The organism is Rhizobium jaguaris (genome assembly GCF_003627755.1).
Lineage (GTDB): Bacteria > Pseudomonadota > Alphaproteobacteria > Rhizobiales > Rhizobiaceae > Rhizobium > Rhizobium jaguaris.
The window spans coordinates 3,645,836-3,671,387 of record NZ_CP032694.1 but is presented as its reverse complement, the minus strand read 5'-3'; the positions used below and the strand labels follow the sequence as shown (position 1 = coordinate 3,671,387).

Below are 25,552 nucleotides of genomic sequence, written 5' to 3'. Positions count from 1 at the left end.
CAAGAGGAAAAATCATGTCCGATAACCGCATCGCCGTCCTCGTTCCGGGGAAAATACACCCGCGTGTTCTCGAAACGCTCAAGGGTCACTTCGACATCGTTGCGCTTGACCGCAGCGAGAGCCCGAAGGTCGATGCGGAAACGGCGGCGCGTGTGCGCGGTGTAGCGGTGTCGGGCGGCTACGACGCCGTCTGGATGGATGCCTTCCCCAATATCGAAGTCATCGCCAATTTCGGTGTCGGCTATGACGGCATCGATGTCGGGCATGCGGCTTCGAAGGGCATCGTGGTTACGAACACGCCCGATGTGCTCAACGATGAGGTGGCCGATACAGCGATTGCCTTGCTGTTGAATACGCTGCGGCAATTCCCGCAAGCGGAAACCTGGCTGCGCGAGGGGCGCTGGGTCAAGGAAGGGGCCTTTCCGCTCTCGCCCTTCTCCATGAAGGGACGTCGCGTCGGCATTTACGGCCTTGGCCGCATCGGTCTGGAGATTGCCAGACGGCTGGAGCCGTTCAAGGTGAAGATCGGCTATCACACACGCTCGCCGCGGGACTCGTTGCCTTACGACTACTATTCGACCCTGAAGGAGATGGCAGAATCGGTGGATACGCTAATTTCCATCGTGCCCAAGACGCTGGAGACCCACAAGGTCATCAACGCGGAGATACTGTCGGCGCTCGGACCGCAGGGTGTGTTCATCAATGTCGGCCGCGGCTGGTCCGTCGATGACGATGCGCTCATCGCTGCTCTGGGCAACGGCACGCTGGGTGCCGCCGGCCTCGATGTCTTCTACGACGAACCCAATGTCCCGGCCGGTTATCTCTCGCTGCCGAACGTTTCGCTGCTGCCGCATGTGGCATCCGCTTCGGTGCCGACGCGCAACGCCATGGCCGATCTCGTGGCGGACAACATCATCGCATGGTTCACCAACGGCAACGTGCTGACGCCGGTGCCGGAGACCCCCGTTAAATCGAAAGGCTGATTATACCGCCTGTTGCCGGCGAGGGGTGGCCAAGGGCTGCTCCTTGCCGGCTGCATAGTCGCGCACGGCATCGCCAAAAGCGGCAAACAGTTTGCGCGATGACGAATCCGTTTCCGCCCAATATTCCGGGTGCCATTGCACGCCGACGGCGAAGGCTTTGGCGCCAATAACGGAGACGGCTTCGATCGTGCCGTCTTCCGCGACTGCTTCCACCTGCAGCCGCGGCGCCGTATCGGCGATCGCCTGACGATGCAGTGAGTTTACCCGCACTTCGCCGGGACCGACGATGCCGGCGATGCAGGAGCCTTCCTTGACGAAAACGCTTTGGCGGATCGAATACATCGTGTCGCGGTCGACATCCGGCTGCTTGCGATGGTCCCAGATGCCCGGCTGTTCCTGGATTTCACTCGCGAGCGTGCCGCCAAGCGCGACGTTCAGTTCCTGAATGCCGCGACAGATGGCGAGCATTGGGATGGCTCGGTCGATAGCGCGGCGAATGAGCGGCAGCGACGTAGCGTCTCGTGCCGGATCGAAGGGGCCATCGCTCTCGCGCGCTTCCTTGCCGTAGAGCGAGGGGTGCACATTGCTGGCGGAGCCGGACACGAGCAGACCGTCGACGCGGTCGAGAATGGCGTCGACATCGTTGCCATCGTCCAGCGCCGGGACGATCAGCACCATCAGGCCGGCGGCATTGACGGCCGCGCGGACATATTGGTGCTGCACCGCATGCCAGGTCACACCATCGAATTCGCGGATATCGGCAGGAACGGCGACGATCGGTCTGGACATATGAGGCTCCGGAGAAATGCGAAACGATCAGGATCAGTTGAGACCCCACAATGAATATGGTGTCAATGCGAGCGCCAGTCACCTTCATACAAATCTACGCGAAGAGCGGCTATTCGGCAACGCGGAATGGTTGCGGCGAGGCTTTGTTTCCGTTCGTCATGACGATGTACAGGAATCGCCATAATACGGTGCAAAAGCAATCTTGAAAGACAATGCGCGGCGTGGTTAGCTCCAACGCTCGCGCCATAGTCGGGAGAGCATTTTTCCCGCAATGCTATCTATACGGGAGGTTTCGATGGATCGCCGTTCGTTCATCAGGCGGGCTGGAGCAGTTGGCGCGGGCGCGGCTGCCTCTGCGCTCGCCAGTCCCGCTGTGGCCCAGGAATATCCGAAGATCACCTGGAAGATGACCTCCTCCTTCCCGAAGAGCCTGGATACGATTTATGGCGGCGCAGAGGACATTGCGGCGCATGTTTCGGATGCGACCGGAGGCAATTTCGTCATCCAGACCTATGAAGCCGGGGAGATCGTGCCCGGCGCGCAGGCGGCCGACGCGGTGAGCGCGGGGACGGTCGATGCCGCTCATACCTGTTCCTATTATTTCTGGAACAAGGACCCGACCTACGCCATCGGCACGGCTCTGCCCTTCGGCCTCAATGCCCGGCTCTCCAATGCCTGGTTCTATCAGGGCGACGGCAACAAGCTGATGAACGAGTTTTACGCCACCCAGGGTATTTTCGGCCTGCCGGCCGGCAATACCGGCGCGCAGATGGGGGGATGGTTCCGCAAGGAAATCAATACGTTGGACGATCTTAAAGGCTTGAAGATGCGCATTGCCGGTCTCGCCGGCAAGGTCATCGAAAAGATCGGCGTCGTGCCGCAACAGGATTTCGCCATCAACGACATCTATGCCGCACTCGATAAAGGTACCATCGACGCTGCAGAGTGGGTCGGTCCTTATGACGATCTCAAGCTCGGTTTTCAGAGGATCGCCAAATATTATTATTATCCCGGCTGGTGGGAGGGAGGTGCCGTCGTGCACGCTTTCTTCAATCTGGAAAAATGGAACGCGCTGCCGAAGAACTATCAGACGATCCTGGCGGGTGCCTGCGCCTTCGCCAACACCAACATGCTGGCGAAATATGATTTGAGAAATCCGCAGGCGCTGAAGGAGATCGTGAAGCAGGGAGTGACGCTGCGCCCCTTCAGTCAGGAAATTCTCGAGGCCTGTTTCCAGGCGGCGACCGGAATTTATGCCGATCTTTCGAAGTCGAACGATTATTTCAAACGGATTTACGAGGATCAGGTTGCTTATAAGAAGGATGCCTATCTCTGGATGCAACTTTCCGAGTATACCTTCGACACTTTCATGATGATCCAGCAGCGGGCCGGCAAGCTGTGATTGGCGGCACGTTGATATTCATCATTTTCTATTTTAGCAATTTTTGATTGATGAAATATAGTCTGAGTAGAGTCGGTTTTAGTCGATTGCACGAATACGGTGCAAAATATCACTCAAAATCGGCGTAAGTTACCGACATGATTAGAAAATCTGTCCAGATACCTCTTATTTGGGCAATCAAATTTTAAAAAGTTTCAATTAGTGTGTCCGCCGCACCAGGGGAACTCTGAATGAAGCCTCAAAGCCCGGACACCGTGCCGACGGATGTTTATCTGTCGTTCGTAAGTTCGCTTTTCGGAAACCGTAAAACGCTGTTTACGGGTGTGTTCGTTCACATCTTGAGCTATGTCATTGTTTTTCTGAGCACGGGCGCCGACATCTATCTCGGTCTCTGTCTGGCCTTTGCGGCCGTTTTCGCCTCGCGCATGTATTCGTTCCGGCAATTCGACGCCGCCGATAAACATGTCTTTTCGCGCGCCGACATAGCGCGTTGGGAAACGCGTTATGTGCTGGGCGCTGCGGGCACCGCCGGCATTCTTGGTATCGGCAGCGGCTATGCGATCCTGATCGTCCAGGACCCGCTGGCGGAATTCATCTGTATCGCCGTGACTATGGCATCGATGGTGTCGATCGTCGGCCGCAATTATGGTTCGCAAAAGGCGATCGATCTGCAGACCATGGCCTGCTGCCTGCCGATCATCGTCGCCTGCCTAATGTCGGAACAGCTTTACAAGGCCATCGTCTCCATCATGCTCGTGCCCTTCGGCCTGACGACGCGCTCGATGGCCAATGGCGTGCGCGAGTTTCTTTACAAGAATGTCATCGCTTCGCGTGAGATATCGCTGATTGCCGACCGGTTCGACACGGCGCTCAACAACATGACGCATGGTCTGTTCATGCTGGACGCCGACAATCGCATCCTGGTGGTTAACCGCAAAGCCTGCGAGCTTTTGAACCTGGCGCATCAGGAACAGCTTAGGGATTGTGAGTTCGACGTCGTGCTGCGCTATGGCGCCCGGCACGCCTTCATCGACGGCTCGCTGCCCGGCCTGATCCAGCGACAGATGGCGCAGCTCGTTAGCGGCTCGCTGTCGCGCACGCTGATTCAATTCAATGAAGACTTATTTCTGGAATTTTCGGCAAGCCGGCGCGCCGATGGCGTCGTCATTCTGATTTTCGAGGATGTGACGCCGCGCATTCGCGCCGAGCGCAAAATCCTGCACATGGTGCGCTTCGATCCACTGACGGGATTGCCGAACCGCGAATATTTCGTCGAGACGATAAAGGAAAAGCTCGCGGCCCGCGCCCAGGAGGGCCAGATCGGCATTCTGGTTCTCAACGTCGACGACTTCAAACACGTCAATGATACCAAGGGGCATGTCATCGGCGATCGGCTGCTGGTCGCCATAGCCGCCCGATTGCAAGAGAAGGCGGGCAATATGGCACTCGCCGCGCGTCTCGTCGGGGACCAGTTTGTGTTGTTTTTTCCCAACGAGGATGACGAGCCCGATTTGGACGGCCGTGTGCGCGCGCTGCACGCCGCCATGGCCGGCCTATACGACGTAGATTGCAATAGTTTTCGTGTCTCCTTCAGCGGCGGCTATGTAACCATGCCGAGCCGGGAGTTCCGTCCGGAGGAGTGGCAGATCAAGGCCGACTTGGCTTTGTTCGAAACCAAGTCGCGGATGAAGGGTGGATGCTCCGCCTTCGAGCAGGAAATGGATGCCCGTTACGTCGAGCGGCAAAAATTGAAAGAGGATCTGCGCGAGGCAATCGAGACTGGCAAGCTGCACGCCGTCTATCAACCGATGTTCACGCCGGATGGCAGTCGCATCGATTGCTGCGAAGCTCTGTCGCGCTGGGTACATCCGGAAAAGGGCTCGATTCCGCCGAATGTCTTCGTGCAGATCGCCGAGGAGATGGGCATCGTCACCGGTATTACCCGCTTCATGCTCAATCAGGCCTGCCGGGACTGCGCCACGTGGCCGAAGCCGATCTCGGTCTCGGTCAATCTCTCGGCACAGGACCTGCGCAGCGACGATATCGTCACCATGGTCATGGAAGCGCTCGATGCATCGGGGCTGGACCCGTCGCGGCTGCATCTGGAAGTAACCGAAAGCTGCTTGATGGATGAAGTCGCGACCGTACGGTCCATCCTCACCGATCTGCGCGCCAAGGGCATCACCATCGCCATCGATGATTTTGGTACCGGCTTTTCAAGCCTCAGCTATCTCGATTCGCTGCCTGTGGATATCGTCAAGATCGACCGTTCCTTCGTACGTGATATCACCAACGACAGCCGCCGTTTCAAACTCCTGTGCGGCATCATTGATCTCTCAAGGGCTCTTAGCCTCGAAATCGTTATCGAGGGAGTGGAGACGCCGGAACAACTGGCGCTCATCGAAGAATATGATTTGGCCGATATCATCCAGGGCTATGTGTTTTCAGTTCCCGTGTCGCAGGAGAGTATTGTCGATATGGTGGGCAATCTCGGCCGCAATCAGCGGGCCATGCGGCAGGATAATGTGGCCTGAACTCTCGCCTCACTGCCGACTCTGCCGCATATGCGAGGAGGAGACGGCCAGCGGTGGGCGGTCTCCCAGTCTGGGCGAACGTCGAGTCTGCCGAACTCAAACTGTCCAGAACAAACCCGTCTATCTTTGGTGACAGGCAGACATCACTGTCATCAATGCCTCTTGCCTGTCCTTACGTCAGGTTTCCCCCAACATCTCACAATAATCGTTAGATAAGAATCCGTGAATATTCGAATCTATACCGGTATTCGTAGTCAAAAAATTAACCTTAACGAACAAATAATTAATAAAAATTAAAACGAATATTGATCAATTTTTCGGTTAATACCAATAATGGACCGTTACCATTGTGGAATACGGCCATGACTTATATGAGTACTTTGAAAAATAGCTTTGCTGGGAAGCTTATGGAGGTGCTCGATCATGTCGAATATCGTCGGATCGAGAGCAGCGAGGACATGGAGGATGTCGCTCGGCTGCGTTACAAGGCCTATAAGGCGCATGCGGTTTTGCCCGTTGCAGCCAAGACCATGATCGACGCCATCGATTTCGACGAACAGGCCTATATTTTCGGTGTCTATTACTATGAAGAGCTGGTGAGTACGGTGCGTGTGCACCACGTCACGCCGGACCATCGCGTTTGTCAGTCCACGGGGATTTTCCCCGATGAAATCCATGCCTTCCTCGATGCCGGCATGACGCTGATAGACCCGGCCCGCTTCGCGATCGATCCCGATTTCGAGCTTGAAATGCCGGCGCTACCTTACTTGACGCTGAGGCCGGCAATCGTCGCGGCTATCTATTTCAATGCCGACCGGGTGATGCAGCATATCCGTCCGGCACACGCTGCTTTCTACAAGCGTGTCTTCTATGCCGACACTATCGTGCCGCCGCGCATGACGGAGACCTATGGTTTCGAACTGACGTTGCTTGCTTCGCGGTCGAAAGAGATTCGCGGCAAGTTGATGGAACGGTATCCCTTCTTCGATTCGGAACCCTATGAGCGGCGGATGATGTTCTCCCGCGATGTAGACGGCGGCACGCTCCCGCTGACCATCCTGCCAACGGCGCGATTGGCTGCAGGTGGGCGCACCGCTGTTCGAGAGCAATTCGGCTAAGCCTTCTTAAGCCGTGCATTCATTGAACGCACAAAGATCGCTCTCGACCTTTGAATCTAGGGCATTCTTGTCCGCTTTCAGGTGGGACCACCTGAAAGCGGGATGCTCCAGCCTCTGCGGCGTTGTCGTGCATTGCATTTTTCGTCGCTTTGTGTAACGCCTCGATTGTGGGAATTTGGCTGCGGCATATCCTCTGGACGTGCTGCTGCTTTCGAGGATGAACTCCAGCCGATCGGCTCTTGTCGGGCCGACGGATGGGTGGATTGAGGGGAGATTTTTGAATGGCCGAACATCATACCGGACCGATCGAGACAGGTGCTCCGATGGATTACAAGGAGCATGAGAAGACCTATAACCTGTTTCTGCGGGCGGCCAAACTCGGGACTACTATTGTTGTCGCCTTGCTGATCGGCATGACCGCGGGCTTTTTCGGCCACGCCGGTTTCCTCGGCGGGTTCCTGATTTTCATTATCCTTGCTTTTGTCGGCAGTTATTTGACGCTCTGATCGACGCAGGGCCGACCGGCCCGTGCTTTCCGTGAATCTTGGCCTGATTTTGCAGGTTATTGCGCTCCTGTATCCAGTGGTGCTGTCGTTTGACGCGAGGTGGTGTCGTTGGGCAATCTGGTTTTCGTTGCCAAGGAGACCGTGGCGGATGAGACGCGCGTTGCGGCGTCCGTCGAAACGGTAAAGAAGATGAAAGGCCTTGGCTTCGACATTGTGGTCGAAGCCGGCGCGGGTGCTCCGTCGCGCATTCGGGATGGCGAATACGAAGCCATCGGCGCGCGTATTGGCTCCGTTCAAGACGCCGCTCAGGCCGATGTCATCCTCAAAGTACGCCGGCCGACCGGCGACGAGATCGCGGGCTATAAGAGCGGCGCGATCGTCATTGCCATCATGGATCCCTATGGCAACGAAGCCGCACTTGCCGACATGGCACGGGCCGGACTGACGAGCTTCGCTATGGAGCTGATGCCGCGCATCACCCGTGCACAGTCGATGGACGTCCTGTCGTCGCAGGCCAATCTCGCCGGCTATCAGGCGGTCATCGAGGCAGCTGCCGTTTATGACCGGGCGTTGCCGATGATGATGACGGCGGCCGGTACGGTGCCGGCAGCGAAAGTGTTTGTCATGGGCGCCGGCGTGGCCGGTCTGCAGGCGATCGCGACGGCAAGACGGCTTGGCGCGCAGGTGTCGGCGACGGATGTTCGTCCCGCCGCCAAGGAGCAGGTCGCCTCGCTTGGCGCCAAATTCGTCGCCGTCGAGGATGAGGAGTTCAAGGCGGCGGAAACGGCCGGCGGATATGCCAAGGAGATGTCCAAAGACTATCAGGCCAAGCAGGCGGCTCTGGTTGCCGAACATATTTCCAAACAGGATATCGTCATTACGACGGCTTTGATTCCCGGCCGCCCGGCACCACGGCTTGTCAGCCGCGAGATGCTGAAGGCGATGCGCTCCGGCGCGGTTGCCGTCGACCTTGCCGTTGAACGCGGGGGCAATGTCGAGGGTGTCGAATTCGGGACCGTCGCCCATGTCGAGGGTGTCAAGGTGGTCGGATATCCCAATATGGCCGGGCGCATTCCGGCGAGCGCGTCTGCGCTCTACGCCAAGAATCTCGTCACTTTCCTGGAAACGATGGTTGACAAGAATACCAGGAGCCTTGGGCTCAACCGTGCCGATGAACTGATCAAAGCGACGATGCTGACCGATGGCGGCGAAGTCGTGCATCCGAATTTCGTCGACCCGGATCAGCCGACGGTCAACAAGGGAGATCTCTAGATGGCCAGCCAAGCAATGGACCAGGCGCTTCAGCAACTGGATGACGCGGTCAACGCTGTGATGACCGCTGCCGCCCAGGCGCCGGAATCCGTCAGCGCTGTTTCTGGCGGTGCGATCGATCCTTTCGTCTTCCAACTGGCGATCTTCGTATTGGCGATCTTCGTCGGCTATTATGTCGTCTGGTCTGTGACGCCAGCCTTGCATACGCCGCTGATGGCTGTGACGAATGCGATTTCCTCGGTCATCGTCGTCGGCGCGCTTCTGGCGGTCGGCATTTCCGCCAGCGGGCTTGCCACCGGTTTCGGCTTTGTGGCGCTGGTGCTCGTCTCGGTTAATATCTTCGGTGGCTTCCTTGTCACCCAGCGCATGCTGGCGATGTACAAGAAGAAAGACAAGTGAGGGCGGCATGCTGAGCAATATCGCGGCCTTCCTCTATCTCGTCTCCGGCGTGCTGTTCATCCTGGCGCTGCGCGGCCTGTCGCATCCGGCCACCAGCCGCCGCGGCAATCTCTACGGCATGGTCGGCATGGGCATTGCCATCGCGACGACGCTGGTTCTGGCGACGCCCTCCTTCGGCGGCTTGGCGCTGATCATCCTCGGTCTTGCCATCGGCGGCGGGGCAGGGGCCCATATCGCCCGCGTCATTCCGATGACCTCCATGCCGCAACTCGTCGCCGGCTTCCATTCGCTGGTCGGTCTGGCGGCCGTGCTGGTCGCTGCCGCGGCACTTTATACGCCGTCTTCTTTCGGCATCGGTGCTATCGGCTTGATCCATCGCGAGGCCCGCATCGAAATGGCGATCGGCGCGGCGATCGGCGCGCTGACCTTCACCGGCTCGATCATCGCCTTCCTGAAGCTGGACGGACGCATGTCGGGCAAGCCGATCCTGCTGCCGAACCGACATGTCATCAATTCCGCGCTGCTGGCGCTGATCGTGTTCTTCATCATCGGTCTGACCGTCAGCGAAAGCCATTTCGATTTCTGGGCGATCGTCGCTCTGGCCCTGGCGCTCGGCGTATTGCTGATCGTGCCGATCGGCGGCGCCGACATGCCCGTCGTCGTATCGATGCTGAACTCCTATTCCGGCTGGGCGGCGGCTGGCATCGGCTTCACACTCGGCAACCTGGCGCTGATCATCACCGGTGCTTTGGTCGGCTCCTCGGGTGCGATCCTCAGCTACATCATGTGCAAGGGCATGAACCGCTCTTTCATTTCCGTGATCCTCGGAGGTTTCGGTGGTGAGGCGGCTTCCAGTGGCGCCGACAATAGCGACAAAACTGTCAAGCTCGGCTCGGCAGAGGATGCTGCCTATCTGATGGCCAATGCCTCGAAAGTCATCATCGTGCCGGGGTACGGCATGGCGGTCGCCCAGGCCCAACATGCGCTGCGCGAAATGGCCGACAAGCTGAAGGCAAACGGCGTCGACGTGAAATATGCCATCCATCCCGTCGCCGGCCGCATGCCCGGCCACATGAATGTGCTGCTTGCCGAAGCCAATGTTCCTTATGACGAAGTGTTCGAGCTCGAGGACATCAATTCGGAATTTGCGCAGGCCGATGTCGCCTACGTCATCGGCGCCAACGATGTCACGAACCCGGCCGCACGCGACGACAAGACCTCGCCGATCTACGGCATGCCAATCCTTGACGTCGACAGGGCCAAGACTTGCCTTTTCGTCAAACGCTCCCTTGGATCCGGCTATGCCGGTATCGACAACACGCTGTTCTACAAGGACGGCACGATGATGCTGCTCGGTGACGCCAAGAAGGTGACCGAGGAGATCGTCAAGGCAGTCAATGAGTGATTCCGTTCTCTGTGCCAGCAATGGACTTCGTCAGTCGTCTTTGCGAATACCCGGAGGCGAGCCCACGATATCGGCGACTTGAAAGATTGCCGGAATCGAATGATCGGCTTCAGGGGAGTGCTCGCCAAGCAATATGGTTTTCAAGCCGGCGGCGCGTGCGCCCTTGATGTCGGCATCGACGTTGTCACCGATCATCCAAACGGCCCGCGCTCGGCCAAGCCGTTCGAAAACATATCTGAAGAACCCCTCATGCGGTTTTTCGAAGCCGACGATTGCGGAGGAAAACGCCATCGCTATGGGGTCCGAAAGGCCAAGACCATCCACGATCAACTCCAGTTCCGGCGCAAAATTGGACATGATGACGTGAACCCAGCCGCGCTCAGATAAGATCTCAAGGGTTTCGACTGTCCCGTCGATTCGCCGCCAGCCGCTTATGTCGAGATAGACCGAGCGTGCAAGCCGTGCTGCCTCTCGGGAGACGGAACTCGAAAGCCCGAATTGCTGCAGGGCATCCGTCGAATATTTCTCGATATTCGTCCACCAGGAATCTGCGTCCCCGGCATATTTGTGCATCAGTTCTTTCGAGTGCCATGGAAATGCTGGTGACAGAAGTGGCCTCAGGTCAGCGGTCGAAGCAGAAAAGGTTCCATCGATGATCCGCGCAGCATCCGCCAAAGCGCCAGCAAAACGGCCAGGACGAACTGCCAGCGTTCCCTCGAAATCCCATATCAAAACGTTTTCCAATATTTCATGCATCGATGCGCCTTTCTCAATTTTCGGAGTTGAAAAGACCGATTTGGTCCAGCTAATCGCTCAGCACGTGACGATGGCTGCGATCCACGACTGCGCCGACGTATCCGTCGGGCCGAACAAGTACACAGTCGCCGCGCCACAGATGAGGACATCGACCTCAATGCAATGAGACATCGCGCTTTCCTTTGCCGTGATGAGTGCGATCTGAAAAAGGGTATTCTCAGAAGCGGGGTTGCGACCAACGCTTGCAGAAACCCTCGATGTCCTCCGACTGGAAGTCAGCAAGCCTTTCGATCAAGGTTTCAAGCGGCCAATTCCACCATGCGATTTCGGTAAGCTTTTCCGCGATGTTTCGCGTGAACCTCTCCCGGATCGGCCGGGCGGGAACGCCTCCGACGATCGTGTACGGGGTGACATCCTTCGTGACGACGGCACCGGCCGCGAGCACCGCGCCATTGCCGATCGTCACGCCCGGCAAAACGATCACTCCATGGCCAATCCAAACATCGTGGCCGATGATCACACGGTCGGCGCCACGCTTCCTGAAAAATTCAAAGTCGCGTTCTGCGCCTTCGAAATAGTATTCGGGACAATAGGTGAACCGATGCATGGACGGACGCTCGATCGGATGATTGGGCGCGCCCACCCGGACATTGGCTGCGATGGCGCAAAATCGGCCGATGACCGCATCTGCGATCACACAATGCTGGCCGAGATAGGAAAAATCTCCGAGTTGGGATCTGCTGACCGAAGTCTCGGCAAGAATCTCGCATCGATCTCCTATTTGGGAGGCTTTCACGCAGGCGGTCGGATGAATGATCGTTTCGGCAATTTTGGGCCGGACAAGTTCGGATGTGTAAGCCATCACCAATTCCGCTTATTGAGAGGGGATCACAGTTGCAGTGCGGCCATGGCCGTGCCTTGAAGCAGCGAATTTGTGTACGCGAGGGCAGAGGCGCAGAAGTCGGGATCGTCCGAGGCTGCCCAACTGACGATATAGAGCATTTCGATCAGACTGCGGTTGACCATGTTCGGATGCGTAACCAGCGCGAGTGCACGATCGCGGCCGAAACCGTCGCAGAAGGCGGAAAATATGACTGGGTTCGAGGCCATCGTCTTGGACAGGAGAATGGCAAGATCGGCCCAGGGATCGCCAAGGAACGATTTTTCGAAGTCGATCAGGCCAATGAAGCGAAGCGGCGCCCCGTCCTTGCCCGGGTCGACCAGAAAATTACGCGCCGAAAAATCGTTATGGACGAAGACAAGTGGCCTCCGGTCGGCCAGATCGGCACCATCGAGATATTCGATTGCGCGTCTGACCACATCGAGTCCGCCAACAGATTTGCCGTCCAGCCGCCTGCGGGTATGAGCCCATCGCTCCGCCAGTGTTTGATGCAGCAGGTCCGGCGGCTCAGTGATCGAGGCGTCCTGCAGCCGAGCCAGGATCCCGCCGATCTCACGATAGATATTCGCGTGATAGGCAGGATTTCCCGCCTGAAGGGATAAGGGATCGCCTTTGAGCCGGGTCTGCAACAGCCATAGGAGATCGTCTTCTTCGTCGCTGTGAGCGACATATTGCGGTCCCGGAATTCCTATTCTTTCCAGGAACGCCAGCGAGGCCATTTCGGTCTTTCGACGCTGGCGGGGATCGATGTGGAAGATCTTCAAAATCAGGCCGTCATTGATCGTGAATACTTCATTTCGTCCGAGATACGTTGATATCCGGGTGCATCGCACCGTCTTGCCAAGCAACTTTGCTAGCCTGGAAGCCACGGTTGATTCCGACGTTTGCGTGAATTTTCTCATTTGGGTGGATCGCCTATCGATGTCCGTTTGGCATTGCAGGAATGCGATCAGTGTGTTTGCTTATCGTCGGTATCGTGCGGAGCTGGCATGGAAAAACCCGTTTTCTCTGAAACACGGATGTCATAACCGTGTGCTTTAGGGGCGAAAAGCTCGTAATCCTGACCGAATTCGTCAGAAAATCTTACAATCAGGGAAGCCATGCCTCGCAACCTGCCGCTTCTTTCATACCTTCGCGCATTCGAAGCCACGGCGCGCCTCGGATCGGTCACGCGCGCTGCCGATGAACTGGGGCGGACACACGCCGCGATTTCCAGGCAGTTGCAGCTCCTGCAGGATCAATTCGACGCTCCGCTGTTCGACAAGGCCGGCACGGGTCTTCGCCTCAACGAGGACGGAGCGACCTTTTATGCGACAGTCACGCGCGCCTTCGATCTTCTGGAAGAATGCTATCATGAACTGAAGACGGGCCGGAGCGAGGCAAGCGTCCATATCGCCTGCAGCGCCACGTTCGCCATGGCTTGGCTCGTGCCGCGTCTCGGCGAATTCTATCGCCTGCGCCCGGGCTGCCGTGTGGAGCTTTCGATGTCTTCCACGGCGCGCGATAGCGGCATGAGCCGAGCTCGGGATGGCGTCGACATGACGCTCAGTTGGGACCGCCTGTCGAGACCGGTGGTTCAGAGACACTTCGTTCCGCTTGGCCCGGTTTCATTCGGTCTGGTTTCCGCGCCGGACTATCCCTTTCGAAGTGAAGGTAACGGATCGAGCTTTCCGGTCCGGATTTCCCATGGTCATATGGACGGACAATGGACAAACTGGCAGGCCGCAACCGGACATGAAATTTCGGCGTCGGACGAGCTCTGCTTTCCGCATGTTCATCTCTGCGTCAGCGCGGCCGTTGCCGGGCTCGGTGTCGCGCTGGTCGAACGGCGCTTCGCGTTGAAAGAACTGCAAAGTGGAAAGTTGGTGCAGCGCTCTGAGTTTCTGACTTTCAACGATGGCTTCGTGGCCATGATGAACCCCGCCCGTCCACTATCGCCTGCCGCAACGGCGTTTCTCAACTGGCTAAAGGCAGCCTTCAGCGAGGAGCAGATCTGATTGAATGCGGGACCATTCCGCAGGCAGCCGTAGCGAGTCCTAAATTCAGAGGAATTGGCGCTGTAAAGATCCAATGGCCGCTTCTGGCGCAAAGTTGCCATGCAGCTCACCGCGAGTGTTGGGGCGCCTCACCGAGCTCAATCGAGTTGTCTGGCCGGGATACGATCTTCACGAACGGCCGGATGCATCCGGCCGTATTGATTATGGATTTCTGGCCGAAGCTTTTTCGAGCAGGTCGGCCATCGTGGCGAGAAGCAAAATGCAGGAATTGCGGTTCACGCCAAAGGATCAATAGAATAGCCGCTCAAATCGAAGCGGGTGCCAGCGTCAGTTTCTCAACGCCAACGGCGACATTAACACCTTCCTGGGCCTGGACGTTGAGTGGTTGCAGCATAAAGGCCTTGTTGGTGCCGCCTGCGATAACCTTGGCGCCGCCGCCGGCGGCAAAGCTGGCATCGGCGCCAACGCCGTAGTATTCGCCGGCCAACGCGATATCGGTCCATGGCGTGCCGGTTTTGGCAAGGACGGCCCAGACCATGACGCTGCGGCCGGTAACGCCGAGGTCGACGCCGTATTTCTGGACTGTGCCGGCATAACGCGCGCCTGGTCCGCCGTTGCCCGGTTCAAAAGTGCACATGAGGTTCTTTTGGGACATGACGATCATGCCCGTCGATCCTTCCGACGTGCAGGTGAGCCTGCCGAGAGTAGTGTAGTCTGCCGAACTTGCAGGCGTAGCCCATACTGCAGCAGACAACGCTGCGGATGCCAGGAGAATGTGTTTCAGCATGGTCTTTCTCCTCTGGATTGACCAATGATGAAACTGGAACGGTTCCTGCGGTTGAATGTTCCGGGTGGAAGGCGAGTGCTAGAGCGGTTCAGCTTTTCACGGAATCGCTTCCCCGCTCTATTCGCTTGTTTTTACGCATTCCGGACGGAAAACCGCTTCGCACTTTTCCTGGAATTGCTCTAGTTTCGCTCGCGTTCACGCTCCAGGGTGCTGCGCAAGGCGTTCAGCACCCAGACGAGACCTGTTGGGCGGAAGTCGATCTCGACGCTGCCGCTGAAGGCGGCGGCGGCATGAGCCTTGGTGACGGTCGTACCAAAGCCAGTCACGGTCGGTGTCTTGACGATCGGACCGCCGCTTTCCGTCCAGACGAACCGGATCATTTGCCCGATGTCGCTCTCCACATTCGTCCATTCGATCGTGATCTTCCCCTCGGGGGCGGAGAGCGCGCCATATTTCACCGAGTTTGTCGCCAGCTCATGCAGAACCAGGCCGAGATTCTGCACGGCCTCCGGCTTCAACAGGAAATCCCTGCCTTTGATGTCGAGCTGTTGCGGTCCTTGCAGGAAGGTGGCCAGATGAATATCGATCACCCGGCGCAGCGACACGCCGGACCATTGTTCGCTGGTCAGGACTTCGATCGAACGCGCCAGCCCCTCAAGCCGGTCGGCGACTGCCCGTTGAAAGGTGTCGACGCTGTCGGTTTGCCGAGCGAGCTGACGAGTCATTGCCTGGGCGAGCGCGAGCAAGTTCTTGGTGCGATGGACAAGCTCGTGCATGACAAAGTGCAGCCGGTCCTCTGTTTCGCTGCGATCGAAGGATGCGTTGGATAGCGCCACAGCCACCTGATTGGCCTCGATGACGCTGGTGTCGATCGGCGAAACGATTTCGCCGCGGCCCATTCGGTCTGCCATATCGGCGATGCTCTGGATGGTGATACGCACCTGACGGGCCAGCGCATAGACCGCGATCAGCGCGATCAACAACAGGGTGACGCCGCCATAGATCAGGAAGCGCCATGTGCTCATCAGCGAAGCCTGCGCCGAGGCGACAGGTCCCCATACGACGGCTTTCCACGACCAGCCTGGAATTTGCGCATAACCAAGCAGGGCGTGCGGCAGGATCTTTTCATCCTGATAGACGCCGCTTGAGGCGATCAGCTTCGGCAGGATGTCGCGGTTGAAGGCGTCGCCGGCGACATGATTGGCGGGACCGCTGGAGGCGACGATGTGGCCGGAGCTGTCAATGACTGCGGCTGACCAGCCGGGTGCGAGCGCGCCCGTTGTGATGAGCTTGCCGAGGTCCTCGGCGCTCTGCGTCATGATCAACGCAGCACCGGCGGGCGAGTGGTAAAGGGGCAGGGTGACATTATAGACCCATTGACCGCTGCTTGAGCCGATGAAGACGTCGGACGCTTCGATACGCCCCGAGTCGAGCGCCGAGTGCAATGCAGCCATATTGGCTGTCTTGCCGAGTGGCTCACCGAACGGATGGCTCGTATTCAGCCGTTGCTGGCCATCCTTGTCGACGAGCAGGACGAAAAGCGAATCGGTGCGCAGCACTGTCTCCGTCCGTTCGAAGAAGGTGGCGATATCGTTGTGCTCCAATTCTGGTGAGGAGGAGAGCAGGCGTAGGGTCGTCGCCATGTCCTGCAGTTGTCGATCGATGGTACGCGCCAGTGCCTGGGCATCCTGAACCGTATCGCGCTTCAGCACATCACGTTCGTTGCTCTCAAGCTGGACCAGCAACAGTGCCACGAAGGCCAGAATCGGCAAAGCAATCGCCAGTGCTATGGCGATCAGATAAGCTCCAATCGAAGCCTTCGGGAAACGCGGCTTTTTCATGGCGGGATCAACCGACCGGACCACCATAGGGATAAAAAACGTCCGCAAAAGCGGGAATAACGGTCTTAGTCATCATGTCGAGCGCCCCCATGCTCTTACCCGAGCAGCATGATCTCGAAAGCGCCATGTTAGAGCCCGGTAAATTGCGTTGCAACATATGAAAAGTCATCGCCGTTAAATCGTAAGTGAGGCCGGACGCTTTGAGTGCGGCCCGGAATAAGGTTGTTCTTTCGTCGATCACTCGCCTTACTGCGCGAAGCGCGATAGGCGGAATTGAGAAAGCTGAGGGTCGGGACGGCCGTCGATAATTTCCGTTGCCGCAACCGATCCGACGAGCGGCGCCAGCGTCACGCCGGAATGCAGGACGGCGAGATAAAGGCCGGGCGCGCCGTCGACGCCGCCAATGATCGGAAAGCCGTCTTTCGGGGTCGGGCGATAGCCGACGGTATAAAAATCGAGTTCGAGCCCGTCGGCATCACGCAATGCGGCTTTGACCTTGGCAAAAAGCTCGTCGGCTGCTTTTTGCGGATTATCGCCCGGATCGGTACCGCCGAAATCGCTGCCGGCAATAACCCGGCCTTCCATCGTCTGGCGCATATGCAGCTCCGGTGCCATGACCAGGCCGTTCAGCAGCGGCGGAACGGGACGGGAGTGAACGATCAATCCCGGCGGCGTCTCTACCGGCACATCGATGCCGACAGAAGCGGCGAGCGGTGCTGTGCCGGCGCCGGCGGCCAGAACGACGTGATCGGCGAGCAGGGCTCCATCCGTCGTTTCAACGCCTGCAATCTTGCCGTTCTCCTGCAGGAGCCGCCTGGCCTCCGTGCCGTATAGTAGCGTTGCGCCCTGGCGGGCGGCATCCTCCAGCAACAAATTGGCAGCGGCGACAGGCTCGACGGCGCCTTCCTCGGCGACATGCAGCGCGAACACGGGCGGGTCGGCGAGATGGGGTTCGAGAATGGCGCTTGTCTGGCGATCGACCCGCCGCATGCCGTAGCCCCAACCGCTTTGCTGTGCGGCATAGGCCTCCAACTCAGCCTCCGGCAGATCCCAGCAGAGCCCGCCGCACCAGGAAAGCGGCAAGCTGGGAACATCAGCCGCCAAACGTGACCATTCCGCCATCGAGCGGCGCCGGAAATGGAAATAGAATTCGGGATTGCCCCAGCTCGCATTGATCCAGGCGAAGGAGTTCGGCGTCGCCTCGCCCCCGGCCTTTGAGGCGATCACGGTGACGGAAGCGCCTTTGCGCGCCAAATGCCAGGCGATGGAAGCCCCTATGATGCCAGCGCCGACGACGATGATTTTTGGAGGAGAGGACATGCCGTTTCTCTGGTCCGAATGCGGGGTTGGACCGAGACTATGCGCTCAACGGCATAAAAGAAAGCCGCCGGGCGGATGTTCGCCGGGCGGCCCACTGTTGTTCTTCGCACTTCCGGACGGAACCGCGCGCTCGCTTTTCCTAAACTGCTTTAGGCGCCCGCTCCGACGCGTGCCAGGCCGTCCTTGGCCGGCTGATAGCTTGGGTCGAGGTTGACGGCATGTTGGTAGGAACGGCGGGCTTTGGCTTTGTCACCACGGCGCTCGTAAACGAAGGCCTGGTTTGCCCAGGATTCGGCGACCTTGTTGTTCAGGTCGATCGCGTGGTTGAAATCGGCGAAAGCGTTGTCGTCGTCGTTCTGCGCGAGATAGGAAATGCCGCGGCTGTTATAGGGCTCGGGCGAATTCGGCGACAGGGAGATCGCCTTCGAGAAATCGTCGATCGCCTTATCTTGCTGATTGCGCTTCTGATAGATCACACCGCGGCCGTTATAGGCACGGCCATCCGTCGTTCCGAGGCTGATCGCCTTGGAGTAGTCGCTGAAGGCGTCGTCGTCGCGGCCGGCTTGGCGATAGAGGTTGCCACGGCCGATATAGGCGACGTCATAATTAGGATTGATCTGCAGTGCGGCATTATAGTCGGCGGTCGCTTCCGGCAGCTTGCCCATGTTGCGATAGATCAGAGCGCGGTTGGCGTAGGCCTGGTAGAACTTCGGATTGAGCTGGATCGCCTGGTTGAAGTCTGCGAGGGCGCGGCTGAATTCGCCGCCGCGGCCATAGGCCGTGCCGCGGACGTTGTAGCCTTCCGGATCCTGAGGATTGGCATTGATGACCGAGGTCAGCGAGGCAATGTTTTCCGACGAGCCTTGTGCCTTGTCGATGCGGATCACTGTATCGGTGGAGCCGGTCTGGCAGCCGGAAAGGCCGATCGCAGTGAGAAGCGCCAAAGCTGGCAGGGCAGTGGCGCGCTTCGAAACAAAAAAAGACAGCTTCGAAGTGCGGAACTGTTTGGACGTCGTGATTGCCATTAGCGGGTTTCGCTTTCCCATGCGTTATATCAGGCTGTTTTGATTTAACCCGGTTTGCCCGGAGAATAAATCAAAAAGGCGGCGGCGAACGACTCGCCCCCGCCAGACATGCATCTGAAAACGTCGAAAAAACGACGATTAGCGTGCGACCAGACCTTCGCGCTGTGCACGCTTGCGTGCCAACTTGCGAACGCGACGAACAGCTTCTGCCTTCTCGCGAGCACGCTTCTGCGACGGCTTTTCGTAATAGTCGCGCATCTTCATTTCGCGGAAAATACCTTCGCGCTGCATCTTCTTCTTGAGAGCGCGGAGAGCCTGGTCGACATTGTTATCGCGGACAAGTACCTGCACGAGAATCACGTTCCTTTGGTTTGGTTGATGCCAGCGGCGACTGCAGCGCCAGGAGGCAAAAATATAACGTTCGCGCGGCCGCAGCCTTGCGATTGGTAAGGCGAGATAACAGATCGGTTTGTCAAAGTCTAGCCAGATCGTGAGTTTGCAGAGGAAAAAGCGCTTTGTCGAGCGCTGAGTTGAGCCAGCGATGTCGTCTCCGCCTCATCGGAGCCGCTGAACTGATATTGGCAGCCCGTGCCTTTGCTGCATTGACATCCTTATGTGAGGATTTCGCACCACAAATCGATCCAGGCTGTTCACAAGGTCGGGCCTTGCTGTAGCATTCTTTTAGAGCGTGTCGAAAGCGGGTCCTTAATGCGTCGCAAAAGAGCCGTTGTGTCGGTTTTCGATTTGCGATTTGTATGGCCCATCGAAAGGGCTTGATCCCTGAAGGAGTTGAGGGCGAATGCGTAAATACTCGGTTTTTGCCGTGGCACGGGAAGCAATGCGGGCTCACAAGGGTTGGGAGGCCCAGTGGAGTTCGCCGGAGTCGCGCAAGGAGTATGACGTCATCATCATCGGCGCCGGCGGCCACGGTCTGGGCGCCGCCTATTACCTCGCCAAGGAGCACGGCATCACCAATGTCGCAGTCCTTGAAAAGGGCTGGCTTGGTGGCGGCAACACCGGCCGCAACACCACCATCATCCGCTCGAACTATCTCTATGAAGAAAGCATGCACATTTACGAGCATTCGATGAAGCTCTGGGAGGGGCTTTCTCTGGATCTCAATTACAATGTCATGTATTCGCCGCGCGGCGTGATGATGCTGTCGCACAATATCCACGACCAGCAGTCCTTCAAGCGGCATATCCACGCTAACAGGCTCTACGGCATCGACAATGAATGGCTGACGCCGGAACAGGCAAAGGCTTACTGTCCGCCGCTCGATATTTCCAAGACGGCCCGCTATCCGATCAATGGTGCTGCCCTGCAGCGTCGCGGCGGCACGGCGCGTCACGATGCGGTTGCCTGGGGTTTTGCCCGCGCGGCCTCGGATCGCGGCGTGCACATCATCCAGAATTGCGAAGTGACCGGTATCCAGCGCGGACCGGATGGCCGCGTCACCGGCGTCGACACGACGCGCGGCTTCATCGGCGCCAAGAAGATCGGCGTTTCGGCGGCCGGTCACACCACGGTCGTCATGCAGATGGCCGGCGTGCGCGTTCCGCTGCAATCGAGCCCGTTGCAGGCGCTGGTTTCAGAGCCTCTGAAGCCGATCTTCCCCTGCGTCGTCATGTCGAACACGGTGCATGCCTATATTTCGCAGTCCGACAAGGGCGAACTCGTCATCGGTGCGGGCACCGACCAATACAATTCCTATAGCCAGACCGGTGGCCTGCAGATCATCACCCATACGCTGGATGCGATCTGCGAGCTCTTCCCGATGTTCCGGCGCGTCAAGATGATGCGCTCCTGGGGCGGCATCGTCGACAATACGCCGGACCGTTCGGCGATCCAGTCGAAAACGCCGGTGCCGGGGCTCTATGTCAATTGCGGCTGGGGGACGGGCGGCTTCAAGGCGACGCCAGGATCGGCAAATCTGTTCGCGCATCTGATCGCCCGCGACGAGCCGCACAAGTTCAATGCCGGGCTGACGCTCGAACGCTTCCGCACCGGGCGTCTGATCGACGAGGCTGCAGCTGCTGCCGTGGCGCATTGATGGGGTACAGCTCTGCGCCCGTCCTCCGGGCTTCGGTCCCGAGCTTTAACATTAGGTAGAAAACGATGCTGCTGATTTACTGCCCCTATTGCGAGGAAGAGCGTTCGGAACTGGAGTTCCGCAATGCTGGCGACGCGCATATCGTGCGGCCGGAAAATATCGCCGCGATCTCCGACGAAGAGTTCGAGGAATATTTCTTCCTGCGGGACAATCCGAAGGGTCTGATCTTCGAGCGCTGGCGGCACATCCATGGCTGCGGCCGCTTCTTCAATGCGGCGCGCGATACGGTCAGCGACCGATTCTACCGGACTTACAAGGCCGGCGAGCCGAAGCCGGATCTTTCGACGCCGCCGGCCGCCCAAGAGCCGGTGTTACAAGACCAGAATGCACAAGAACAAGCGGCACAAGAAGAGGGATTTGCGAAATGAGCGGCGCCAATCGTATTGCGGGCAAGGGCCGTCTGACGCCAGCTAGAACCGCCCGCTTCACCTTTGACGGCAAAAGCTACACCGCGCTGGAGGGCGACACCGTCGCTTCGGCGCTGCTTGCCAACGGTATTCATCTCGTCGGCCGCTCGTTCAAATATCATCGCCCGCGCGGCATTCTATCGGCCGGCGCAGAAGAGCCGAGCGCGTTGCTCGACATCTCCCGCGATTCGGCCCGCCGGCAGCCGAATGTGCGCGCCAGCGTGCAGGAGGTCTTCGATGGCATGAAGGCCCAATCGCAGAACCGTTGGCCGTCGCTCGCCTTCGATGTCGGCGGCGTCAACAATCTGTTGTCGCCCTTCTTCGCCGCGGGCTTCTACTACAAGACCTTCATGTGGCCGAAAGCGGCCTGGAAGCATATTTATGAGCCCTTCATCCGTCGCGCCGCCGGTCTAGGCGTCGCGCCGACCGAAGAAGATCCGGATCATTATGCCAGCCGTTACGCCCATTGCGATGTGCTGGTGGTCGGCGCCGGCGTTGCCGGTCTTTCGGCGGCGCTCGCTGCAGCCGAGGCCGGCGCCAAGGTCATTCTCTGCGACGAACAGTCGGAAGCGGGCGGGGCGCTACGCTTTGACGCCAGCGTCAAGATCGACGGCGTCGAAGGCTTTGCCTGGGCTCAGGGTGTCGTTGCCAAGCTCAATTCGATGGACAATGTCGAGGTGCTGACCCGCACGACGGCGTTCGGCTACTATAACCATAATTTCGTCGGCCTTGCCGAACGCGTCACCGATCATCTCGCAAGGCCGGGCCGTCATTTGCCGCGCGAGCGTTTGTGGCAGGTCCGCGCCAAGCGCGTCATCATGGCGACGGGCGCGATCGAACGGCACATGGTGTTTCCGAACAACGACCGTCCGGGCATCATGCTGGCATCTGCGGCGCGCACCTATCTCAACCACTACGGTGTTGCCGTCGGTGCCAGGATCGGCGTCTATACGGCGCATGACTCGGCCTATGAGGCCGCCTTCGATCTGAAGCGCGCCGGCGTCTCGGTCGCCGCCATCGTCGACAGTCGTTCGCATCCAGGCGAGGCCGTGACCGCGGAAGCAAAGCGGCTCGGCATCGAAGTGCTGCCGGGCTATGCTGTCACCGACACTGCCGGCAAGCTCCGCATCTCGTCGATGACGGTGGCGCGTAACGGCAGCCGCGGTTCCCGCAAGATCGCCATCGACGCGCTACTCGTTTCCGCCGGCTGGACGCCCTCCGTGCATCTGTTTTCACAGTCGCGCGGCAAGCTGAAATTCGATACCGAGAAGCAGCGCTTCCTGCCGGGCACTTATGTTCAGGATTGTCTTTCGGTTGGTGCCTGCAACGGAACGGACGGCCTCCAGGCGGCGATCGAGGAATCGCTTGCCGCCGGAGAACTAATGGCGCGGGCTGTCGGCGCCAGTAGTGAGGGCAACAAAATTTTGCTGCACGCCGAGCAGGCCTTCGAATGGACCGGCGGCATGATCGGCGCGGCCGAAGGTGCGGGGCCAGATACCAATGCCAAGGCTTTCGTCGACTTCCAGCATGACGTCTGCGCCAAGGACATCCGTCTCGCCGTGCGTGAGGGGATGCATTCGATCGAACATATCAAGCGTTTCACCACCAACGGCATGGCTTCCGATCAGGGCAAGCTTTCCAACATGCATGGCCTGGCGATCGCCGCGGAAATGCTCGGCAAGGATATCCCGCAGGTCGGTCTCACCACCTTCCGCGCACCCTACACCCCCGTGACCTACGGCACGCTGATCAGCCATTCGCGCGGCTCGCTGTTCGATCCCACGCGCAAGACGCCGATGCATGCCTGGGAAGAGGCGCACGGTGCTGTCTTCGAGGACGTCGGAAACTGGAAGCGCGCTTGGTTCTATCCGCGCCCAGGCGAGACCATGCATCAGGCCGTCGATCGCGAATGCCACACGGCGCGCGAAGTCGCCGGTGTGTTCGACGCCTCGACGCTCGGCAAGATCGAAGTGGTCGGGCCGGATGCGGCACAGTTCCTGAACCTCATCTACACCAACGCCTGGGATACGTTGAAGCCCGGCCGCTGCCGTTACGGCATCATGCTGCGCGAGGATGGCTTCGTTTATGACGACGGCGTCGTCGGCCGTCTGGCTGACGACCGGTTCCACGTGACGACCACCACCGGCGGTGCGCCGCGCGTGCTGCATCACATGGAAGATTATCTGCAGACCGAGTTCCCGCATCTAAAAGTCTGGCTGACGTCGACGACCGAGCAATGGGCTGTGATCGCCGTCCAAGGCCCGAAGGCTCGGGAGATCATCGAGCCGCTGGTAGAGGGGCTGGATCTTTCCAACGAGGCCTTCCCGCATATGAGCGTGGCGGAGTGCATGGTATGTGGCGTACCGGCGCGGCTGTTCCGGGTCTCCTTCACCGGTGAAGTTGGCTTTGAAATCAACGTCCCGGCCGACTACGGCCAGTCGGTTCTGGAAGCCGTCTGGGCGCGGGCCGAGCCGATGGGCGCTTGCGCCTACGGCACCGAGACCATGCACGTGCTGCGCGCCGAAAAGGGCTACATCATCGTCGGCCAGGATACCGACGGCACGGTGACGCCAGACGATGCCGGGCTTTCCTGGGCCGTATCGAAGAAAAAGACCGATTTTGTCGGCATTCGCGGCCTGAAGCGGCCCGATCTCATCAAGGAAGGGCGCAAACAGCTCGTCGGCCTCATCACCCGCGATCCGAAGGTGGTGCTCGAGGAAGGCGCACAGATCGTCGCCGATCCGAACGAGCCGAAGCCGATGACCATGCTTGGCCATGTCACCTCGGCTTACTGGTCGGAAAATCTCGGACGCTCCATTGCCTTCGCATTGGTTGCCGGTGGCCGCGAGCGTATGGGCAAGACGCTCTACGTGCCGATGCCGGACAAGACGATCGCCGTCGAGGTGACGGATCTGGTGTTCTTTGACAAGGAAGGAGGCCGGATCAATGGCTGATATCGCAACCCGCAAACTGCCGCTCGCCGGCGGCCACGGCGGCTCCGGCACCGTTCGCCTAACACCGGCGGCGCCTGCCAGCCGCATCTCGCTGCGCGCACCTGCCGATTCGATAGCCGGTCTGTCCTGGGCCCTCAAGCTGGATATACCGCAGCGGCCAAAGACCTCTTCGCACAAGGACGGTCGCTACGCTCTCTGGCTCGGGCCGGATGAATGGCTCATCATCGACGAAAGCGGCGCCGATCTGCTCAGCCTCCCAGGCGATGCAGGGGTTCTCTACGCGGCGACCGACATCTCCCACCGCAACACCGCGATCATCGTTTCCGGCCCCGGTGCGGAAGCCACACTCACCGGCGGTTGCCCGCAGGACCTGTCGCTGCAGGCTTTCCCGGTCGGGGCCTGCTCACGCACCTTGTTCGGCAAGGCGGAAGTCGTGCTGTTGAGGCTCGATGAAGAGACGTTCCGCGTCGAGGTCTGGCGCTCCTTTTCCGACTACGCCTTCGGCCTTCTGGCTGAGGCCGCGGAGGATGCGGGGCTTTAAGCTCCTTCCGGCCGATCCTTCGGATCGAACTGCGATATGGTCGTCCAGGTCGCGGTCAGGGCTGGTTTGCGCTCGTTCTCGATCTCGACGCTGACCTCGTAGGTCAGCATCATCATGTTGGCGCCGCGAAGTCGGGTTTCTGCGAGTACGAAATGGCCGCGGACGCGGGCGCCGCATTTGACCGGCGACATGAAGCGGATCTTTTCGAAGCCGTAGTTGATGCCCATCGTCTGCTCGCGGATTTTCGGCAGGCCGCTGTAGTTCATGGCCGAGAGAAGCGAGAGTGTCAGGAAGCCGTGAGCGATGGTGCCGCCATAGGGCGTTTCCGCTTTGGCGCGCTCGGGATCGACGTGGATAAACTGGTGATCGAGCGTCGCGTCGGCGAAAGTGTCGATCATGGTCTGGTCGACCGTGATCCAGCCGGAGACGCCGATCTCGGTTCCGACCAGCTTCATGATCTCAACAAGCGAAATATCGCCGGGCATTCTATCCTCGTCAGGCT

The 25,552-nt window shown here is 59.0% G+C and carries 24 protein-coding genes; 13 read left to right on the top strand and 11 right to left on the bottom strand.

Going from position 1 to position 25,552, the window contains the following annotated elements; genetic code table 11:
* Positions 1-14: 14 nt before the first annotated feature.
* Entirely contained in the window at positions 15-983 is a 969-nt protein-coding gene (locus tag CCGE525_RS17905) for a 2-hydroxyacid dehydrogenase (protein WP_120705454.1), read from the top strand.
* Here CCGE525_RS17905 and CCGE525_RS17900 read toward each other — a convergent pair whose 3' ends face one another.
* Positions 984-1,772, bottom strand: coding sequence for a gamma-glutamyl-gamma-aminobutyrate hydrolase family protein (locus CCGE525_RS17900; RefSeq protein WP_120705453.1), 789 nt, complete (start codon positions 1,770-1,772; stop codon positions 984-986).
* A gap of 295 nt (positions 1,773-2,067) precedes the next feature.
* Here CCGE525_RS17900 and CCGE525_RS17895 point away from each other — a divergent pair, with 295 nt between their 5' ends.
* From CCGE525_RS17895 to CCGE525_RS17865, 7 genes are all read left to right on the top strand, one after another.
* A complete protein-coding gene (locus CCGE525_RS17895) occupies positions 2,068-3,174 on the top strand; it encodes a TRAP transporter substrate-binding protein (protein WP_120705452.1) in 1,107 nt (368 codons plus the stop codon).
* A 230-nt stretch (positions 3,175-3,404) separates the two neighbouring features.
* Positions 3,405-5,708 (top strand): putative bifunctional diguanylate cyclase/phosphodiesterase, encoded by a 2,304-nt coding sequence (locus CCGE525_RS17890; RefSeq protein WP_120705451.1) that lies wholly within the window; start codon positions 3,405-3,407, stop codon positions 5,706-5,708.
* Between the two features lie 362 nt (positions 5,709-6,070).
* A complete protein-coding gene (locus CCGE525_RS17885; protein ID WP_120705450.1) occupies positions 6,071-6,826 on the top strand; it encodes an N-acyl amino acid synthase FeeM domain-containing protein in 756 nt (251 codons plus the stop codon).
* Between the two features lie 281 nt (positions 6,827-7,107).
* Positions 7,108-7,332: an aa3-type cytochrome c oxidase subunit IV gene (locus CCGE525_RS17880; RefSeq protein ID WP_120705449.1), complete on the top strand. Its 225-nt coding sequence runs from the start codon at positions 7,108-7,110 to the stop codon at positions 7,330-7,332.
* Between the two features lie 108 nt (positions 7,333-7,440).
* Complete coding sequence (locus CCGE525_RS17875) at positions 7,441-8,604, top strand: Re/Si-specific NAD(P)(+) transhydrogenase subunit alpha (protein WP_120705448.1); 1,164 nt, start codon at positions 7,441-7,443, stop codon at positions 8,602-8,604.
* Positions 8,605-9,003 carry an NAD(P) transhydrogenase subunit alpha part 2 gene (locus tag CCGE525_RS17870; protein WP_120705447.1) on the top strand — a complete coding sequence of 133 codons (399 nt, stop codon included), beginning with the start codon at positions 8,605-8,607 and terminating at the stop codon, positions 9,001-9,003.
* Positions 9,004-9,013: 10 nt separating this feature from the next.
* Positions 9,014-10,408 (top strand): NAD(P)(+) transhydrogenase (Re/Si-specific) subunit beta, encoded by a 1,395-nt coding sequence (locus CCGE525_RS17865; protein WP_120706477.1) that lies wholly within the window; start codon positions 9,014-9,016, stop codon positions 10,406-10,408.
* A 30-nt stretch (positions 10,409-10,438) separates the two neighbouring features.
* On the opposite strand, the gene CCGE525_RS17860 is transcribed toward CCGE525_RS17865, so the two are convergent.
* The 4 genes from CCGE525_RS17860 to CCGE525_RS38360 form a co-directional block, all read right to left on the bottom strand.
* Entirely contained in the window at positions 10,439-11,164 is a 726-nt protein-coding gene (locus CCGE525_RS17860; protein ID WP_120705446.1) for an HAD family hydrolase, read from the bottom strand.
* A 217-nt stretch (positions 11,165-11,381) separates the two neighbouring features.
* The gene (locus CCGE525_RS17855; RefSeq protein WP_120705445.1) at positions 11,382-12,026 is read right to left on the bottom strand and encodes a DapH/DapD/GlmU-related protein; all 645 of its coding nucleotides are present in this window, start codon (positions 12,024-12,026) and stop codon (positions 11,382-11,384) included.
* A 26-nt stretch (positions 12,027-12,052) separates the two neighbouring features.
* The gene (locus CCGE525_RS17850; RefSeq protein WP_162950213.1) at positions 12,053-12,934 is read right to left on the bottom strand and encodes a phosphotransferase family protein; all 882 of its coding nucleotides are present in this window, start codon (positions 12,932-12,934) and stop codon (positions 12,053-12,055) included.
* Positions 12,935-13,014: 80 nt separating this feature from the next.
* A complete protein-coding gene (locus CCGE525_RS38360) occupies positions 13,015-13,167 on the bottom strand; it encodes a hypothetical protein (protein ID WP_162950212.1) in 153 nt (50 codons plus the stop codon).
* Here CCGE525_RS38360 and CCGE525_RS17845 point away from each other — a divergent pair.
* Complete coding sequence (locus CCGE525_RS17845) at positions 13,166-14,062, top strand: LysR family transcriptional regulator (protein WP_120705443.1); 897 nt, start codon at positions 13,166-13,168, stop codon at positions 14,060-14,062. The two genes, CCGE525_RS38360 and CCGE525_RS17845, sit on opposite strands and share 2 nt — an antisense overlap.
* A 304-nt stretch (positions 14,063-14,366) precedes the next feature.
* Here CCGE525_RS17845 and CCGE525_RS17835 read toward each other — a convergent pair whose 3' ends face one another.
* The 5 genes from CCGE525_RS17835 to rpsU form a co-directional block, all read right to left on the bottom strand.
* Positions 14,367-14,849, bottom strand: coding sequence for a DUF992 domain-containing protein (locus tag CCGE525_RS17835; protein ID WP_120705441.1), 483 nt, complete (start codon positions 14,847-14,849; stop codon positions 14,367-14,369).
* Between the two features lie 179 nt (positions 14,850-15,028).
* Positions 15,029-16,690 (bottom strand): sensor histidine kinase, encoded by a 1,662-nt coding sequence (locus CCGE525_RS17830; protein ID WP_162950211.1) that lies wholly within the window; start codon positions 16,688-16,690, stop codon positions 15,029-15,031.
* A gap of 246 nt (positions 16,691-16,936) precedes the next feature.
* The gene (locus CCGE525_RS17825; protein WP_120705439.1) at positions 16,937-18,010 is read right to left on the bottom strand and encodes an NAD(P)/FAD-dependent oxidoreductase; all 1,074 of its coding nucleotides are present in this window, start codon (positions 18,008-18,010) and stop codon (positions 16,937-16,939) included.
* Positions 18,011-18,159: 149 nt separating this feature from the next.
* Entirely contained in the window at positions 18,160-19,035 is an 876-nt protein-coding gene (locus CCGE525_RS17820; protein ID WP_245472036.1) for a tetratricopeptide repeat protein, read from the bottom strand.
* A gap of 138 nt (positions 19,036-19,173) precedes the next feature.
* Positions 19,174-19,386: a 30S ribosomal protein S21 gene (gene rpsU / locus CCGE525_RS17815; protein ID WP_003585885.1), complete on the bottom strand. Its 213-nt coding sequence runs from the start codon at positions 19,384-19,386 to the stop codon at positions 19,174-19,176.
* Positions 19,387-19,834: 448 nt separating this feature from the next.
* Between rpsU and CCGE525_RS17810 the strand changes: the two genes are divergently transcribed.
* From CCGE525_RS17810 to CCGE525_RS17795, 4 genes are all read left to right on the top strand, one after another.
* Positions 19,835-21,088: a sarcosine oxidase subunit beta family protein gene (locus CCGE525_RS17810; RefSeq protein WP_120705438.1), complete on the top strand. Its 1,254-nt coding sequence runs from the start codon at positions 19,835-19,837 to the stop codon at positions 21,086-21,088.
* Positions 21,089-21,153: 65 nt separating this feature from the next.
* Positions 21,154-21,516, top strand: coding sequence for a sarcosine oxidase subunit delta (locus CCGE525_RS17805; RefSeq protein ID WP_120705437.1), 363 nt, complete (start codon positions 21,154-21,156; stop codon positions 21,514-21,516).
* Positions 21,513-24,509, top strand: coding sequence for a sarcosine oxidase subunit alpha (locus CCGE525_RS17800; protein ID WP_120705436.1), 2,997 nt, complete (start codon positions 21,513-21,515; stop codon positions 24,507-24,509). Before CCGE525_RS17805 ends, CCGE525_RS17800 begins: the two co-directional genes overlap by 4 nt.
* On the top strand, positions 24,502-25,050 hold the full coding sequence (locus CCGE525_RS17795) for a sarcosine oxidase subunit gamma (protein WP_120705435.1): 549 nt from the start codon (positions 24,502-24,504) through the stop codon (positions 25,048-25,050). The genes CCGE525_RS17800 and CCGE525_RS17795 overlap by 8 nt, the downstream gene beginning before the upstream one ends.
* Here the strand turns inward: CCGE525_RS17795 and CCGE525_RS17790 are convergent.
* Positions 25,047-25,535: a MaoC family dehydratase gene (locus CCGE525_RS17790; protein WP_120705434.1), complete on the bottom strand. Its 489-nt coding sequence runs from the start codon at positions 25,533-25,535 to the stop codon at positions 25,047-25,049. The two genes, CCGE525_RS17795 and CCGE525_RS17790, sit on opposite strands and share 4 nt — an antisense overlap.
* Positions 25,536-25,552: the final 17 nt, after the last annotated feature.